Origin of the sequence: Ruminococcus sp. BSD2780120874_150323_B10, assembly GCF_015553695.1 — a bacterium.
Classification (GTDB): domain Bacteria; phylum Bacillota; class Clostridia; order Oscillospirales; family Acutalibacteraceae; genus Ruminococcoides; species Ruminococcoides intestinale_A.
This window is the reverse complement of the sequence record NZ_JADNHD010000012.1, coordinates 1-16,403: the sequence shown is the minus strand read 5'-3', so window position 1 is coordinate 16,403 and position 16,403 is coordinate 1. Positions and strand designations below refer to the sequence as shown.

General features: G+C 40.5%; 16 protein-coding genes and 1 other RNA gene. 3 read left to right on the top strand and 14 right to left on the bottom strand.

Annotation, left to right across the window (positions count from 1 at the left end):
* The 14 genes from trkA to I2E21_RS08595 form a co-directional block, all read right to left on the bottom strand.
* A complete protein-coding gene (gene trkA / locus I2E21_RS08660; RefSeq protein WP_178586518.1) occupies window positions 1-1,356 on the bottom strand; it encodes a Trk system potassium transporter TrkA in 1,356 nt (451 codons plus the stop codon).
* Between the two features lie 176 nt (window positions 1,357-1,532).
* Window positions 1,533-2,828 carry an ATP-binding protein gene (locus tag I2E21_RS08655; RefSeq protein WP_195411073.1) on the bottom strand — a complete coding sequence of 432 codons (1,296 nt, stop codon included), beginning with the start codon at window positions 2,826-2,828 and terminating at the stop codon, window positions 1,533-1,535.
* 173 nt (window positions 2,829-3,001) lie between these two features.
* The gene (locus tag I2E21_RS08650; RefSeq protein WP_195411072.1) at window positions 3,002-4,771 is read right to left on the bottom strand and encodes a glycosyltransferase family 39 protein; all 1,770 of its coding nucleotides are present in this window, start codon (window positions 4,769-4,771) and stop codon (window positions 3,002-3,004) included.
* Between the two features lie 20 nt (window positions 4,772-4,791).
* A complete protein-coding gene (locus I2E21_RS08645; RefSeq protein WP_195411071.1) occupies window positions 4,792-6,351 on the bottom strand; it encodes an NAD(P)/FAD-dependent oxidoreductase in 1,560 nt (519 codons plus the stop codon).
* Window positions 6,352-6,378: 27 nt separating this feature from the next.
* Complete coding sequence (locus I2E21_RS08640; protein ID WP_022235213.1) at window positions 6,379-6,876, bottom strand: GtrA family protein; 498 nt, start codon at window positions 6,874-6,876, stop codon at window positions 6,379-6,381.
* A 250-nt stretch (window positions 6,877-7,126) separates the two neighbouring features.
* Complete coding sequence (locus I2E21_RS08635; RefSeq protein WP_195411070.1) at window positions 7,127-7,267, bottom strand: hypothetical protein; 141 nt, start codon at window positions 7,265-7,267, stop codon at window positions 7,127-7,129.
* 154 nt (window positions 7,268-7,421) lie between these two features.
* Window positions 7,422-7,883, bottom strand: coding sequence for an SsrA-binding protein SmpB (gene smpB, locus I2E21_RS08630; RefSeq protein WP_195411069.1), 462 nt, complete (start codon window positions 7,881-7,883; stop codon window positions 7,422-7,424).
* A complete protein-coding gene (gene recR / locus I2E21_RS08625; RefSeq protein ID WP_186935666.1) occupies window positions 7,883-8,485 on the bottom strand; it encodes a recombination mediator RecR in 603 nt (200 codons plus the stop codon). Before recR ends, smpB begins: the two co-directional genes overlap by 1 nt.
* Window positions 8,486-8,487: 2 nt before the next feature.
* Window positions 8,488-8,838 carry a YbaB/EbfC family nucleoid-associated protein gene (locus I2E21_RS08620; RefSeq protein ID WP_022235210.1) on the bottom strand — a complete coding sequence of 117 codons (351 nt, stop codon included), beginning with the start codon at window positions 8,836-8,838 and terminating at the stop codon, window positions 8,488-8,490.
* A gap of 27 nt (window positions 8,839-8,865) precedes the next feature.
* A complete protein-coding gene (gene dnaX / locus I2E21_RS08615; RefSeq protein WP_195411068.1) occupies window positions 8,866-10,545 on the bottom strand; it encodes a DNA polymerase III subunit gamma/tau in 1,680 nt (559 codons plus the stop codon).
* 70 nt (window positions 10,546-10,615) lie between these two features.
* Window positions 10,616-10,714, bottom strand: an RNA gene (ffs, locus tag I2E21_RS08610) — signal recognition particle sRNA small type.
* 155 nt (window positions 10,715-10,869) lie between these two features.
* Window positions 10,870-11,499, bottom strand: a complete 630-nt coding sequence (locus tag I2E21_RS08605) for a formate/nitrite transporter family protein (protein ID WP_195411067.1) — start codon at window positions 11,497-11,499, stop codon at window positions 10,870-10,872.
* Window positions 11,500-11,601: 102 nt separating this feature from the next.
* Window positions 11,602-12,606, bottom strand: a complete 1,005-nt coding sequence (locus I2E21_RS08600; RefSeq protein WP_022235207.1) for a GGGtGRT protein — start codon at window positions 12,604-12,606, stop codon at window positions 11,602-11,604.
* A gap of 20 nt (window positions 12,607-12,626) precedes the next feature.
* Window positions 12,627-13,319: a hypothetical protein gene (locus tag I2E21_RS08595; protein WP_195411066.1), complete on the bottom strand. Its 693-nt coding sequence runs from the start codon at window positions 13,317-13,319 to the stop codon at window positions 12,627-12,629.
* Between the two features lie 347 nt (window positions 13,320-13,666).
* On the opposite strand from I2E21_RS08595, the gene I2E21_RS08590 reads away from it, so the two are divergent.
* From I2E21_RS08590 to I2E21_RS08580, 3 genes are all read left to right on the top strand, one after another.
* Window positions 13,667-14,488 (top strand): hypothetical protein, encoded by an 822-nt coding sequence (locus I2E21_RS08590; RefSeq protein ID WP_022235205.1) that lies wholly within the window; start codon window positions 13,667-13,669, stop codon window positions 14,486-14,488.
* A 75-nt stretch (window positions 14,489-14,563) separates the two neighbouring features.
* On the top strand, window positions 14,564-15,574 hold the full coding sequence (locus I2E21_RS08585) for a stage V sporulation protein AD (RefSeq protein ID WP_022235204.1): 1,011 nt from the start codon (window positions 14,564-14,566) through the stop codon (window positions 15,572-15,574).
* Window positions 15,575-15,722: 148 nt separating this feature from the next.
* Window positions 15,723-16,253, top strand: a complete 531-nt coding sequence (locus I2E21_RS08580) for a phosphatase PAP2 family protein (RefSeq protein WP_022235203.1) — start codon at window positions 15,723-15,725, stop codon at window positions 16,251-16,253.
* The last annotated feature ends 150 nt before the right edge of the window (window positions 16,254-16,403 follow it).

Genomic DNA, 16,403 nt, shown 5'->3' with positions numbered 1-16,403 from the left:
TCAATGCTTTAAAATATCATCAAGGTCGCTAAGGCCTTTATGCTTAGTAATTACAACTACGGTATCGTCACACATAATTTTATCGCTGCCTTGCGGAAGTATAATTTTTCCGTGACGATTAATGCTGATAACCTGCAAGTTATCTTTTAAATTAAGTTCCTGCAAAGGAATACCCGTTACTCTTGATGTACTGCGCACTCTGAATTCAAGCGCCTCTACAGCGTCATCATTGAGTTTGTACAATGTTTCTACATTACTGCCGAGTGAATTCTGCATTGCACGGATATAACTTGCAATATACTCGCCCGTAAGATTTTTAGGGTGAATAATTGTTTTTATTTTTAAGTTGTGAAGAATTGAGTCAAAAGAAGTATTGTTTACCTTTGTAATAATCTTTGCCTTTGACACACTCTGAATATACAGCGAAATGAGAATATTCTCCTCGTCATAGTCCATAAGTGCAGCCACACCGTCGGCGTGTTCAACACCTTCGCTTAAGAGAAGATCCTGATCCATACAGTCACCTTGAATAACAACGGCCTCGGGAAGTATGTTTGTAAGTTCCCAACAGCGATCAGAATTTTTTTCAATAATTTTTACGCTTGCACCCGAAGCAATAAGGTTTTTGGCAAGATAGAACGAAATCTTACCTCCGCCAAGCAAAATCACATCTCGGCTTTTACCGATTGATACGCTGATACGCTTAAAGAATTTTGCCGCCACATCGGCCTTTGACGCAACAGAAATTCTGTCACCACCAAGCAGCACAAAGTCACCGTTAGGAATAAATACCTCGTCACCTCTTTCGACAAGGCAAATTCTGACTTTACCTTTTAAAATGTCAATCTGGCTTATCTTTTTATTCGCTATTGAAGAATTCTCGGGAAGAGCGACTTTTATAAGTTCAACCGAGCCTCTGGAAAAAGTGTCGATTTCAAGAGCACCCGAAAATCTGAGAAGTCTGCTCATTTCTTTTGCCGCCGTAAGCTCCGGATTGATAGACATTGAAAGACCGAGAGTATCTTTAACACGGTGAATATCCGCCGCATATTGCGGATTTCTTACTCTTGCAATAGTGTGTGTTGTACCCGCAGCTTTTGCCATAAGGCAGGTATAAAGATTTACTTCATCGAGAGCCGCCGCCGCAATAACAAGGTCAGCCTTTTCCGCCCCAGCCTCCGCAAGCACCTCATACGATGCACCGTTACCCTCTATTCCCATAACATCAAGGGAATTAGAAAGATTTTGCACAGCGTTGCGGTCAATATCAACTACAACAATGTCGTGCCCCTCCGCATTAAGCTGGGACGCTATAGATGTGCCGACTTTACCGCATCCGACAATTACTATCCTCATATTATTACCTCATAAAATTAATTGGACAAAATATGTCAATTATAATTCTAACTAATCATACACCAATTAAATATGAAAATCAATACATACTCGTTAAAATCTCTGTTTATTGAAGTTACAAATCCGTTACAAATCAAAAAGCCCGAAAATTATCTGATTTTTATAAATTCAACCGCTTAAATACAAAAGGCGGCATATAAAGGAACTGTTTTTTTATTATCTTCATATCCAAAATTCTTAGCAGAAAGTTTTATTGCATATTTAGGATTGAATTTTTTCATATATATGCCAAGGCTCTTGGCTTTTGTATTGTCAGCAGACTTTACCTCTATAGGAATAATATCCGAAGCTCGCTGTATTATAAAATCTATTTCAGCGCCCCTGTCGGATTCCCAATAATATGTCTTATGTCCATTAATTGTCAACTGAACATTAACATAATTCTCTGTCATTCCGCCTTTGAATTCATTAATTTCATCAACCATATAAAGTATATCGTTAGCAGATAAAGATTTTTTTGCGCATAAAAGCCCCGAATCCGATACATATATTTTAAAAGAATCAATATCACGATAATTTTCAAGCGGCTTTTTTATTTGTTCCGCTTTATAAACCTGTGAAACTATGCCCGAAAGATTGAGCCATTCAATTGCATTTTCAAATTCAGATGCTCTTCCGCCTTTTTTTATTAGCTTATATTGAAATCTTGTATTCTTTTTTGAAAGTTGGACGGTAATATTATCATAGGCGAGCCTTGTCTTTTTTATCTCATTGAGATTATTATATTTGCTCATATCATTAAGATAACTTGCAAGAATTGTGTCTTGATTATGTCGAACAAGCACATAATCTTTTGTTTGTGCAAAAAGTGAAACGCATTCAGGCATTCCGCCGACTACAAGATATTGACGATATAACTGCATACATATATCATGCAAAGCCGCCGGCATAGGTGCATTGCTTTCAAATGATTTTCTTATCATTTCCGTCAGGTCTTTGTTGCCCATTGCTATCATAAATTCTTCAATATCCATAGGATACATAGTTTTGATATCCACTTTGCCTACAGGAAAAGAAAAAGTTGAACGATTGACGGCTACTCCAAGCAAACTGCCTGCAACAATTATATGATATTGAGGAGCATTTTCGCAAAAATATTTTAGTGAAGTCAGTGCTCTTTCGCATAATTGTATTTCGTCAAATACAATCAAAGTTTTTTCACTTACAATTGTTACTCCCGCAATATGCGATAAAATAGGAATTAGATAATCGGGGGTTATATTTTCATCAAAAGTTTTATTTAATGACGGATTAGTTTCAAAATTAAAATATGCTACATTTTCATAATATTCTCTGCCGAATTCAAGCACTGTATATGTTTTTCCAACCTGTCTTGCCCCCTGCAAAATTAACGGTTTTCTATACTTACTTTCTTTCCATTTCTTTAAATACTCCATAATTTTTCTGTACATAAGCCAATCCTCCTTCAATCATAATTATATTATAACATTTATTCGTGTAAAAACAAGTGAATCATATTGAGATTTTTACATTAAACTGCATAAATAATTATCAGAAATTTCATTATTTTACACTTATATTTTCAGATAAACAAAAAAGCCCTCAAAAGAGAGCTTTTATACTGTTACGGCATTCCTACTATATAATAAACAAGTACAGAAGAAACGCTGAATACCGTTACAAGAGTGTAAATTGCACCTCTTGCAACAGATTTATATTTTTTGTCTGAAGCTTTGCCTAAATACTGCACCGCAAGTCCCGTAAAGAATGCTCCGAGTATTATAAGCGGTACTGCATATCTTATGTTTTCTGTACATACAAATGGGAATTGGAAACAGAAAATATAATATGATACAAAGAATACTGCATATATCAAAGCAATAAATATTTTATGTGCATTGTTAAGGGCTGAATTTTTCCTTTTACAAAAAGCATAAATCATTGCCGCAAATCCGAATATTCCGATAATAACCGCAGACCAGAACAAAATAATGTTAAACCCTGCAATTTTCGGATAATTGTTTGTATTTATAAGTTCGTCAAACATTGATGTCTTAAACAATGCCACAAGCGGGTTGTACTCGTTATATGACGCACCGTAGGTGACAAACTGATCGCCTACATTTGCATACTGATTTAAACCGAAGTCAAACAGTCTTTTTGCATACGGCAAATTTCCGATATACTGGTCGCTTGTAATTGAAAGTGCCGGCACATAGGTAAGCGGCACTCCGAATTTCAAAAGATTTCTTACCTGCCACCACAGTGCAAGAGGCGCACACACAACGCCAAAGCACAGAAATTGAACGAGGTACTTTTTAAAGTCCTTTAAATTCTTAAAGAAAACATATAAAAATACAAACGCAATTGCAGGTGATACCATCCATACGGAAAGCTTTGTCATCATTCCCAAGCCAACACAAAGAGAAATTGCCATAATTCTCGGGAAAGTCGGATTTTTATACCAATAAAGCGTATTTAAAACAGCCGCAAGCATAAAGGCAATCGAAAGAATATCGTTGTTTACGCTGCCTGCCATTATGTAGAAAGTGGGACAGAAAGCCACTATTGCGACTGCACATACAAGACCTCTGCCTTTCAAACCCAATTGTCTGAAAATCTTATATGAAAGAACCATACAGATTGATGAATAGAAAAGTGTGAGAATCTGCACATTTTCGCCCGCAGCATAGTAATCTATACCTAAAAATGTCTGCAAACGCATCCATAATGCCGCTATGATATGGTGGAACGGAGGATGATAGAACTGCCAGTAATTTCTTACATCAAAATCAGGCAGATTAAGGTTTTCGTAAAAATATCTTATATATCCGCAATGACCTATTTCCATATCGAAATTTCCGACATCGTGTTGTCTTACCGAAATATCGGTATAAAGCACATAGGCAAGCCTTAACACAAAACCGAGTGCAAAAATTACAACCACAAAAGCCTTATCCGTCAGTCTGTCTGTACAGGCAAGGTAAATAAGCACAAGCGCCGACACAAGCAAACCGTAATTCAGAATATGAAAAGCCGTTGAACCTTTCATAAGTATTATTAAAAACAGCCCTATCGCACCTGCAAATGAGGCGACAGACATAAACAAAGCCATCTTTTTTCTGCTGTCGTCATCGGTTGTGTTTTTTGAACTGAAATAAATTCCGACAGGAACTCCCGCAAATAATACAATGAGCATAGGAACAATCGCAAATATCGGCAAAAGACTTCCGAATGATGTGCTCGTTGTAATAACCGTGCTTGCAAGGCACAATATTGCAACCGCAATGTACGGATGTGAAGTTACAAATTTTATAAAACCGTTGCAAGGATGATTTTCCCTTTGTACAAGGCTGTGCTCATTCTGCACCAAATGGTTAGGTTTAAATTCCATTAGATTACCTCCAAAACCGATTACTTTGTTTCGTGGTATTCTTTTTCGGTATTTACATTCCAAATTGTGCCCTTGTCTGTTTTGCCTGCCTTTATAGCTTCTGCGGCACGGATAGCGGTAAGCATAGAGTGGTCCATATTATTGTAACGATGCTGACCGTTTCTGCCGACGCAGTAAAGGTTTGTGTATGTATCAAGATACTTGATAAGCTCGTCCATTTGAGCATAAGTATCAAAATAAGCGGGATAAGCCTTTTTGATTTTCTCACGGTGAGAGTCGAGAACTTCGCTTGAACTGATAACGCCCATTGATTCAAGTTCTTTTGTAGCAAGCTTAATGCACTCTTCATCGCTTAAATTCCAGAAATCGTCACCCTCGGAGCAGAAATATTCAAGTCCGATCCATACTGTATTTTCCGGGTCTTCCACCATATACGGCGACCAGTTGTTGAAAATCTGAATTCTGCCGAGTTTTACGCTGGTTTCCTGAACATAAATCCAACAATCGGGTACGATATTGTTAAGAGTTTTCATCTTGGTTTCATTCTTAAGGTTAAGTTTATTAACAAGAAGTCCGACCGTAACAAAATCTCTGTAAGGAAGATTCTCTGCAATATACTTAATCTCCTTTGAAGGCTCATCGCCTGTCATACCTGCAACAAGGTCTTTAACAGGCATTGACGATACAAAAATATCGCCCTCAATAGTCTTTTCGCCTTCGGGAGTATTGCAAATAACGGCTGTAATCTTGCCGTCTTTGCATACAATATTCTTTACACTGTGATTTTTAAGAAGTTTTGCGCCTCTTTCAATCGCTCTGTCAGTAGCAATCTCCCAAAGCTGTCCCGGACCGTACTTTGGGTACCAGAACTGCTCAATAAGCGAGGTTTCCACCTCTTTTGATGATTTTTTGCCGCCGAATGCCTTTGAGAACATATCCTTTAATACGGCTCTGATTGAAAGTCCCTTTACACGCTGTGAACCCCAATCGGCTGAAATTTCGCTCGGATGTCTGCCCCACAGCTTTTCTGTATAGCCCTCAAAGAACATTGAATAAAGCACCTTACCGAAACGGTTAATGTAGAAATTCTCAAGAGAATCTTCGGGCTTTTTGAACATTACGGATTTAAGATAGCTGAAACCTGCTTTCATTGTGGTGAGAAAGCCCATATTTTTAATTGTTGCCGCCGACATTGTAACGGGGTAATCAAAGAAGTGCTTGTTATAGTAAATTCTTGAAACTCTGTCACGCACAAGAATAACCTTGTCGTCCTTTTCAGGGTCAGGGCCGTTTTCAACCAGCGGCTTTTCTCTGCCGAGAATTTTATCGTCAAAAGACGGCTTGCCCTGTACAGGCATAAGCTCGCTCCACCAATTCATTACCTCGTCGCTCTTTGAGAAAAAGCGGTGACCGCCGATGTCCATACGGTTGCCGTTGTAGCGTACCGTTTGAGAAATACCGCCTATACGCTCTGTTTCCTCAAGAATTGTAACATCATATTCGCCTTTTGTATCCTTTAAAAGCTCGTTTGCCGCTGTGATACCGGCAGGACCCGCTCCGATAATAATTACTTTTTTCATTATATTTCCTCTCTATCTGTAACAAAATTATTTTTTGCTTTTATCAAATAAAATAAATTTTCTGCCGCAGAAGTTCCATAAAAATACAACTACAGTAGAAACTATCTTGCCGATGTGGTAATACTGAATACCCCAAAGCCAGAAATACTTTGTTTCGCCGTTTACCACAGCAGATTCGCCGCCAAACACAAGACCTGTCGCAAGCGGATTTTGGAAAAGCCAGATAATTGCGGCATTAATTCCGAGACCGATTACACCGATAAGTGCAAAGGCAAGAAATTCCGCAAATCTGTTTTTTATTTTTGAATTTTTAAATATCCAAAATGTACTGAGCAGGTAATTTACCAACAAACCCGCAACAAAAGAAACGGTTGACGAAACCACGGGATAAACCGAGAAAACCTCTGTTAAAAGCGTCATTACGCCAAAATCAACAACAAAGGCAAAACCGCCTACAAAGCAATACCTGAAAAACTGAATAAAAGTATTGTCGGTATCACCGACAAACAAGCTCTTGATTTTCATATAATTTTCCTTTCGCACCGCAAAGCAGTGCTGTTTTTTCCACACTAAGCTATTATATAATTTTAATTCAAATAATACAAAAAGTCAATCTTTTACGCCATTTTTATACAAATTAACAGCAAAAAAATAAATACCTCCGCAGCCAAAGCGCAACGGTATTTTGTGTTTAACGGATTTTATTTAAAATTATGATTAAATTATGATTTGCACTGTTAAGATTTAATAATTTTAAAATTTAGGGCAAGACTTTTTAAAGGCTTGCCGCAAACAGCGTGGCTGTTTGGCTATCGTTAGATTGCGTAAGCGGAAAATATTTGTGGGCTTTGCCCACAACCTTTGAAAAGGTTGACCAAACTTTTATAACCGCAACGGATAGTTTAGTGGTTTTCAAGTGTTGTCACTCGATTATCACTTTACTAAACCTTAATAAAAAATCAGGTCAGAGGTTATCACATTTTTACGACATTCTCTGACCGAACTTTTATAATTTTGATTGCGAAAAGTTATACTGTTACACGCTTTTTGCTTGTTTTTGCCTGTTTAATTTAAAATCTGTTTTGCTCCTTAATGGCACGCTCCATATCTCGTTTTGCAGAGCGTTTTGCCATATCCTCTCTCTTATCGTAAAGTTTTTTACCTTTGCACAGACCCACCTGCACTTTAACCTTGCTGTCTTTAAAATAAAGACTTATCGGTATAAGCGAATAGCCCGTCTGTTTTATAATACCAAAGAGGCGGTTGATTTCTTTTTTGTGCATAAGCAGTTTGCGCACACGCATTGGGTCACGATTAAAAATATTGCCGTGGTCATAGGGAGAAATATGCATTCCGTTTATGAAAATTTCGCCCTCAACTATAGAGCACCAACTGTCCTTAAGGTTTACTCTGCCTGCACGGATTGATTTTACCTCTGTTCCGCAAAGCTCAATGCCTGCCTCAAAAGATTCTTCAACAAAATAATCGTGATGTGCCTTTTTGTTCTGCGCTACTGTTTTTAATGAAGCCATTATATTTCACTCCTGCCTTCAAGAGCCTTTGCAAGTGTGTATTCATCGGCATACTCAAGATCTCCTCCGACGGGGATACCGTAAGCAAGTCTTGTAACCTTAACTCCGAGCGGTTTTAACAGCTTTGAAATATATAAAGCTGTTGCGTCACCCTCTACGGTCGGGTTTGTTGCCATAATAACCTCTTTAACATCATCTCCGTTAAACCTTGCCAAAAGCTGTTTTATGGTAATGTTATCGGGGCCGATTCCGTTAAGCGGAGAAATTGAGCCGTGCAAAATATGATACACACCGTTGTACTCGTGTGTTTTTTCGATTGCTGAGGCGTCACGGGGAGTTTCAACCACACAAATAACCGACTTATCTCTTGCGGGATTTGCACATACGGGACAAAGTTCTTTATCCGTAAGATTACAGCACTCTGCGCAATAATGGATTTTTGTGTGAGCATCAGTCACAGCCTTTGCAAGTGCCTCTGCGTCTGTTTTTGACAGGTTAAGCACATAATATGCAAGTCTTTGCGCTGTTTTGTGACCGATACCGGGCATTCTTTCAAACTGCTCCACCAACACTTCTAGGGGAGCAACATTATAATTAGACATTATTAAAACATTCCCGGAATGTTAAGTCCGCCTGAAATAGTTTCCATTGTGTCTTCCTTTTCCTTACGAGCAGCTCTTAAAGCCTCGTTTGTAGCTGCAATAATAAGGTCGGAAAGCATCTCTACATCTTCGGCGTCAACAACATCAGGAGAAATATCAATCTTTGTGAGTTCCATCTTACCTGTTAATGTTACGCTTACTGCGCCGCCGCCTGATGTAGCTGTGTATTCTTTTGCCTCAAGCTCCTGTGAAGCCTGCTCCATATCGTCCTGTAACTTTTGAGCCTGACGAGCGAGCTGCTGAATGTTGTTTGCGCCACCGTTGCCGTAGCCCTTTGGTAATCTTGCTTTCATATTAAAAACATCCTTTCAATTACATATTTATTCTTGTGTTATTTCTACTCCGCTGCCCTCAAGGCTTTGCACAAGAGAGTTGAGCGGGTCTGTTTTTTCAACTTTTTTAGGTGTTGACCTTTTATAAGGTCCGAGGCTGTAATTTTTGCCTGTCAATTCAAGTAAAGTCTGCTTTATTTCTGCTCTTCTGCCGTTTTGTCTTAACAAATCAAACGCAAGCTCATTGTTTGTGTCAATCAAAAGGTAATTTCCGCTTTCGTAAGCTGTCGAACCTGCAAAGGCAGCCGCTATTGACCTTGAAACCGATTTCAGGCTGTCAACTACTTCTACCCATCTTGCAAAAGGCACTGCATTATCGTAAAGTTCGTCAAGGTTTACGCTTGCTCTCTGTGCAACAGGCTTAACCTCCGGTGCAGGCTTTGCAACAGGTGCTTTCTTGTGCTCCGGTTCGGGTTTTGCAAACGGTTCTTCAACTTCGGTCTGTGTATTCGGTACACTTGCCGATTGCGCAGCTTCCGCCTGTACACTCTGCTGTGCAGGCTGTGCGTAATTTACGGTAATTCCACGCTTTACCGCTTTTTCAAGTGCAGTAACTCTTGCGGTCAATGCCTCTACCGTGCCGTCAAGTTCGGTTGCCGACAGCTTTACAAGAGCCATCTCAAGCTCTGTTCTGTCGCCTGTTCCCCTGCCCATTCGCTGATATGCCCTTGAAAGCACATCCATATAGAAAACTATATCTGCAAGCGAAAGATAATCCGACTGCGTAACCGCCTGCTCAAACTCATCGTCCGACATTATCAGAATATCTCTCGGATTTTTGATTGTTTTAATAAGCATCAATGCTCTGAAATGTTCAACAAGTTCATCACAAAGCCTTGCCATATCCTTTGACTCGGAATACAGCCTGTCTATTATCTCAAGCGACCTTGTGGGATTCTTGTTAATTATAGCCGTTGCAAGTTCAAAAAGATATGTTTTGCTTACAAGTCCCGCTGCATTGCGGACTACTTCCTCATCAATATGAGAACTTACGGCAAGACAACTGTCCAAAAGCGAAAGTGCGTCACGAAGTGCGCCGTCTGCAACAGATGCAAGCATAAGCGCCGCCGACTCGGTAATCTCTGCATTTTCCTGCGAAACCACATACTCTACTCTGTCTGCTATCGCCTTAGGCGGTATTCTGTGAAAATCAAATCGCTGACATCTTGAACGGATTGTCTGCGGCAGCTTGTGAACCTCGGTAGTGGCAAGTATAAAAATTACATGCTCGGGCGGTTCTTCAAGCGTTTTAAGAAGAGCGTTAAAAGCCTCTGTGGTAAGCATATGTACCTCATCGACAATATACACCCTGTATTTGCACTTTGCGGGCTTAAACTGTACCTCGTCAATTATCTGACGAATATCATCAATTTTACGGTTAGATGCGGCGTCCATCTCGACAATATCAAGAATACTTCCGTCATCAATGCCCTTGCAGATTTCACATTCGCCGCAAGGATTGCCGTTTTGCGGATTAAGACAGTTTACAGCCTTGGCAAGAATTTTTGCGCAGGTGGTTTTGCCTGTTCCTCGTGAGCCTGTAAAGAGGTAAGCGTGGTTAAGTCTGCCGGACGAAACCTCGTTTTGCAAAGTCGAGGTAATATGCTCCTGTCCCGAAACATCGGTAAACACGGCAGGTCGCCACTTGCGGTAAAGCACACGGTACATACAAAACACCTCTCTTCAATAAAAAATGCAAGCCGTCAGCCGAATATTATACGGCATCATGCAAATAAGTGAACGACAGACTTACTGCATCGCATCGGCAATACTGCTTAATGCTGCTCGGTTCCCCGCCTGACATGATTCACAGACCCCAATCGTACAGGGCCTGCCGCTCACTTACTTGCACGCTTAACTGGCTTGCAATTACTTTGTAAGTATAGCATAAATTTTCAACAAAATCAATACCTTTTTAATAAAAATGCAAAAGGTCGGCAATTTCAACAATTACCGACCGAATATTTTTACATATAAATGTTATATTCAAATTTACTTTTTAACTTTTTCCTTATACATTACAGTAAATGCTCTGAAAATTATAGAGCCTACGCCGTTTGCGACAGATACTATTAATATGTAAACAAACATTTTCGCAACCTGTTCAAGTGATGACGCTGCATAAGAAAAATAACAAATATCTGCAATACTGTGTTCAAAGCCTGCAAATATAAAAGCGGGAATACCGAGGAAAATACCGAGATATTTGCCGAGCGGACTGCTGTTTGCGCTGTAATTTTCTACAACAATATACATAATCATACCGCAAAAAATACCGAGAATAAATGTCTGCAAAAAATTCTGCGAAAGTTTATTTTCAGCAAGAACAACAGCTGCCTCGTTATATTTAGGATTTGCAAACCTCAGCGGAACTGTTGTTATAAGACAACCGACAAGGTTACCGAGCCAAATCATAAGGCAATTCGGATTATTTTTTGTAGGAATAACATAGCCGATTTTGCCTGTAAAAAGATTAAACCCAAAAGCACATATACCAAAAAGTCCCAGGCAGAACAAAATTGAACCGAATACTTTATTTTCAGATGAAATAAATGCTGTAACACCCAATCCAATCATCACGCCGGCAGGTACAGACTTTAAAAATGTGTTCCAATTACTCATATTATAACCCCTTGTTATATACTTTGTATAAATCCGAACTCAAAACGAGAGGTCACAGAAAAAACTCTGCGACCTCCCTAATTGCATTAACCGAAAGGTTTATTATTTATTTAATCCCTCGTAAACTGCAACTGCACATGCAACTGTAGCGCCTACCATTGGGTTGTTACCCATGCCGATAAGACCCATCATCTCAACATGAGCAGGAACTGAAGATGAACCTGCAAACTGAGCGTCACCGTGCATTCTGCCCATTGAGTCTGTAAGACCGTATGAAGCAGGACCTGCGCCCATGTTATCAGGGTGAAGTGTACGGCCTGTACCGCCGCCTGAAGCAACTGAGAAATACTTAACGCCGTTCTCAATAGCCCACTTCTTATATGTACCTGCAACAAGGTGCTGGAAACGAGTTGGGTTAGTTGAGTTACCTGTGATAGATACACCAACATTTTCGTGCTGCATAATAGCTACACCTTCACGAACATCGTCTGCGCCGTAGCAACGAACAGCAGCTCTTTCACCGTCTGAGAAAGCTCTCTCTTCAACGATCTTGAGCTCTGATGTGAAGTAATCAAACTGTGTCTTTACATATGTAAAGCCGTTGATTCTTGAAATGATGTAAGCAGCATCCTTACCAAGACCGTTAAGAATAACCTTAAGCGGCTCTTTTCTTGCCTTGTTAGCGTTACGAGCGATACCGATTGCGCCTTCAGCGGCAGCAAAACTCTCGTGACCTGCGAGGAATGCAAAACACTTTGTTTCATCTCTCAGGAGCATTGCGCCGAGGTTACCGTGACCGCGACCAACATTTCTCTGCTCTGCAACCGAACCTGGGATACAGAAAGCCTCAAGACCGATACCGATGCACTCTGCAGCCTCTGCAGCTGTCTTTACGCCCTTCTTAATAGCTACCGCACAACCAAGTGTGTAAGCCCAACCTGCATTCTCAAATGCGATTGGCTGAACGCCCTTAACGATGTCATAAGCGTCAAAACCCTTGCTGTTGCAAAGCTCTCTTGCCTCTTCAAGACTTGCAATACCGTATTCGGCAAGGCACTTCTCAATTTTAGGCATTCTTCTTTCCATACTTTCAAATGTAACTGCCATTATAGTGTCCTCCTACCGAATTATTCTTCACGAGGGTCAATGTACTTAGCCGCATTATCAAAACGACCGTACTGACCGATGTTGTTTTTGTAAGCTTCGTTTGGCTCTACACCGTGACGAATGTCCTCAAGCATCTTGCCAAGCTTTACGAACTGATAGCCACAAACCTCGTCATTCTCGTCAAGAGCTGTCTTGAGTACATAGCCCTCGGCCATTTCCATATAACGAACGCCCTTAGCGTTTGTGCTGTACATTGTACCAACCTGTGAACGGAGTCCCTTACCGAGGTCCTCAAGACCTGCGCCGATTGGAAGACCACCCTCTGAGAAAGCTGTCTGGCTTCTGCCGTAAACGAGCTGCTCAAAAATGTTTTTCATAGCTGTGTTGATAGCATCACAAACAAGGTCAGTATTAAGGCACTCGAGTAATGTCTTGTTAGGGAGAATTTCAGCAGCCATAGCAGCTGAGTGAGTCATACCTGAACAACCGATTGTTTCTACAAGAGCCTCTTCTACGATACCGTCTTTAACATTAAGTGTGAGCTTGCAAGCACCCTGCTGAGGTGCGCACCAGCCAATACCGTGTGAAAGACCTGAAATATCCTTAATATCATAGGATTTTACCCATTTACCCTCTTCAGGAATAGGTGCAGGACCGTGTTTTGGACCTTTTGCGACAGTGCACATCTTTTCTACTTCATTTGAATAAATCATGTGTACTTCTCCTTTCGATTATTGTTGAGCCTCTACACTCATACACATTTATTATAATGCGAAATATCGCATTTTTCAAGCATTTTTTACAAATTTTATCCTGCTTTTAATTTGTATATTTTGGATATATGTGTGGCATACTCAACAAAAAAGCACCTGTGCAAAGCAAAGCAATAGTCAGAATTTACTCTGTCATATCAAAAATTTTCACTGATAATTTTAAAAGTATTGCAATTTTAACATAAGTATAAAATATAGTTGAAATAATCAATAAATTATGCTATAATTTTTAGTATGAGCGTGTAAATACGCATATTGTAAAAAATATAATAAAAAGGCTGATGAGGATGAAAAAATTTTTCGACAATAAGTTAAACACCGTACTCACTGTTATTCTGGGCGTGCTGATACTTGCACTTTTAGGTCACTCTGTAATTTCAGCTCTCACACCGCAGACAAAGAAACCCGCCGTATCTACTTCTGACACAGCGTACAAAAGCCGTGTTAATCCTAATATAACAAAAATCGCCACAGCAGACACCGCAGCAAGCGAACCTACGGAGGCTGCTGCAACAAAGCCGACTAAACCGGCTTCAACACAGGCAACAACGGTAAAACCGTCAACCGCTCCTACAACTGTAAAGCCAACGACTGCCAAAGCGTCTACGGTTGCCACAACGCAAGCACCTACGGTACAATTTGCCACAGCAATTCCTGCCGCAGAACCTGCCGATTACAACGAGCAGTGGAACGCAGGCTATCTTGTAGCTATTGACAATCCGGACAAAACATACAAGAGCGGTCAGGTTACACTTTCGGATCACGACAGGGATTTGCTTGAAAGACTTTGTATGGGCGAGTTTGGCTCGGGCGGATTTGTCGGTGCATCACTTATCGCACAGTCTGTAAAAGACGCAATGTGCTTTGACGGATTTACAAGCGTTGATGCAATCATCAGAGATTATCACTACACAGGCAGTACGGACATTCCCGCAAACGACAATTGCAAACAGGCTGTAAGATATATTTTTGACGAAAACCACGATGCCGTTCAGCACAGAATACTTTATATGTATAACCCTCTCCTTGTTGCAAGCGAATTTCACGAAAGTCAGAATTACATTCTCACATACGAAGATGTAAGATTCTTTGACCGTTGGGGTTATTGATTTTACTCACCACGCCAATTATTTATAATAATTAAACTCCCTTTTGCAGATAATAGTGCAGAAGGGAGTTTTTTTATGATACGAAGAATCGGAGGTCACACGCTCGGCTTTGAAGAAATGCCGTCAATAATCGGTTACGCCTCGGTTGCGGGAAAGAAAGAGAGCGAAGGTCCTCTCGGCAAAGGCTTTGACAAGATTATTTATGACAGCTATAACGGTAAGAACACCTATGAACAGGCGGAAAGCACACTGCAATTTACCGCTGTAGAAACCGCAATGCAGAAAGCCGGTGTTAAAGCAGAGGACATCGACTACATTTTTGCAGGAGATTTGCTCAACCAATGTATATCGTCAAGCTTCGGTCTGCGTGATTTCAATATTGCTTACCTCGGGCAGTACGGAGCCTGTTCCACAATGGCTCAAGGCTTGCTTATGACGGCTGTATTTGTTGAGAGCAATGCGGCAAACACCGCTGCGTGCGTTACCTCTTCTCACTTTGCCTCTGCGGAAAGGCAGTACCGTTTTCCTCTCGAATACGGCGGAGTTCGCACACCGACCGCACAGTGGACGGTTACAGGTTCGGGATGTTGCATTGTAAGCAACGCTAAAAAGGGCGCTTGCATAGCTCGGGCAACGGCCGGAAAAATAGTTGACCTCGGCGTAACCGACGCTAATAATATGGGAGCAGCTATGGCGCCTGCCGCAGCACAGACATTCATCGATTACTTTGCCGACACAAATACAAAGCCGTCCGATTATGACGCTGTTTTTACGGGGGACTTGGGCTTGGTCGGCAGCAGGTCGCTCTATGATTTGCTTAGCCTTGAAAACATCGATCTTGAACCAAAGCATTATGACTGCGGTATGATGATTTTTGATTTAGAGGGACAGGATGTTCACGCAGGAGGTTCCGGCTGCGGATGTGCAGGTTCGGTATTTTGCTCGGAAATTTTAAATTCCGTAAACAGCGGAAAATATAACAATATTCTTTTCATGGCAACAGGTGCGTTGATGAGTCCTACCTCATCGGGACAGGGTGAAAGTATCCCGTCGGTCGCTCATTTAATCAACATAAAATTAAGATAAATTTTATAAAAGCTCTGTTCAAAACAAAATTCTTGTGCTATAATAAAGATGTGTAAGGATATTGTTCAAAGTATAATAATTATTTGCTAAAATTATTAACATCTTTTGGAAATTTAACAGTATCAGCGTTGATTAGGAGTTTTGTTTTATGTTCGGGCGGATTCAAACAGTTGACAACAAAGTTCTATATAATATCAGCAGAATGCACAAGCCTGCTTTAACCAAAATTATGGTAGCTTCTTCAAGACTGGGAAATGCCGGCTTTGTATGGTGGGCGATCTGCATACCGTTCTTTGTTGTACCGGAGTGGAGAAAAACAGGCTTTAACTTTGTTTTTGCCCTCTGCCTTGCTCACCTTATGGGCGAAATCATTATTAAACATCTTGTAAAGAGGACACGCCCCTGTCATCTGCTTGAGGACGAGGAGCAGATTATAAACAAACCGAGGTTTTATTCGTTCCCGTCAGGTCATACAACGGCGTCATTTGCGTTTGCAACAACGGCGCTGTTAAGATGTCAGCCTGCGGCTTGTCTGCCGATTCTTTTCTTGGCATTTATGATTGGCTTTTCAAGAATTTACTTGAGAGTTCACTATCTTACAGATGTAGTTTGCGGTATGCTGCTCGGCTCAACCTGCGGAATTATCTCTGTAATGCTTTTCAATAATGTTTTCAGCTAAAATCAAATAAAAAATATGCACTCTTTGAGTTAATTTGACCCGACCCCCAAAAGTTAGACCTAAAAAATCTAATTTTGGAGGTCGGTATTTTTATGTCAAAATACAGTTATGAATTCAAGAAGAAGGTAGTAATGGACTACATAAATGGAA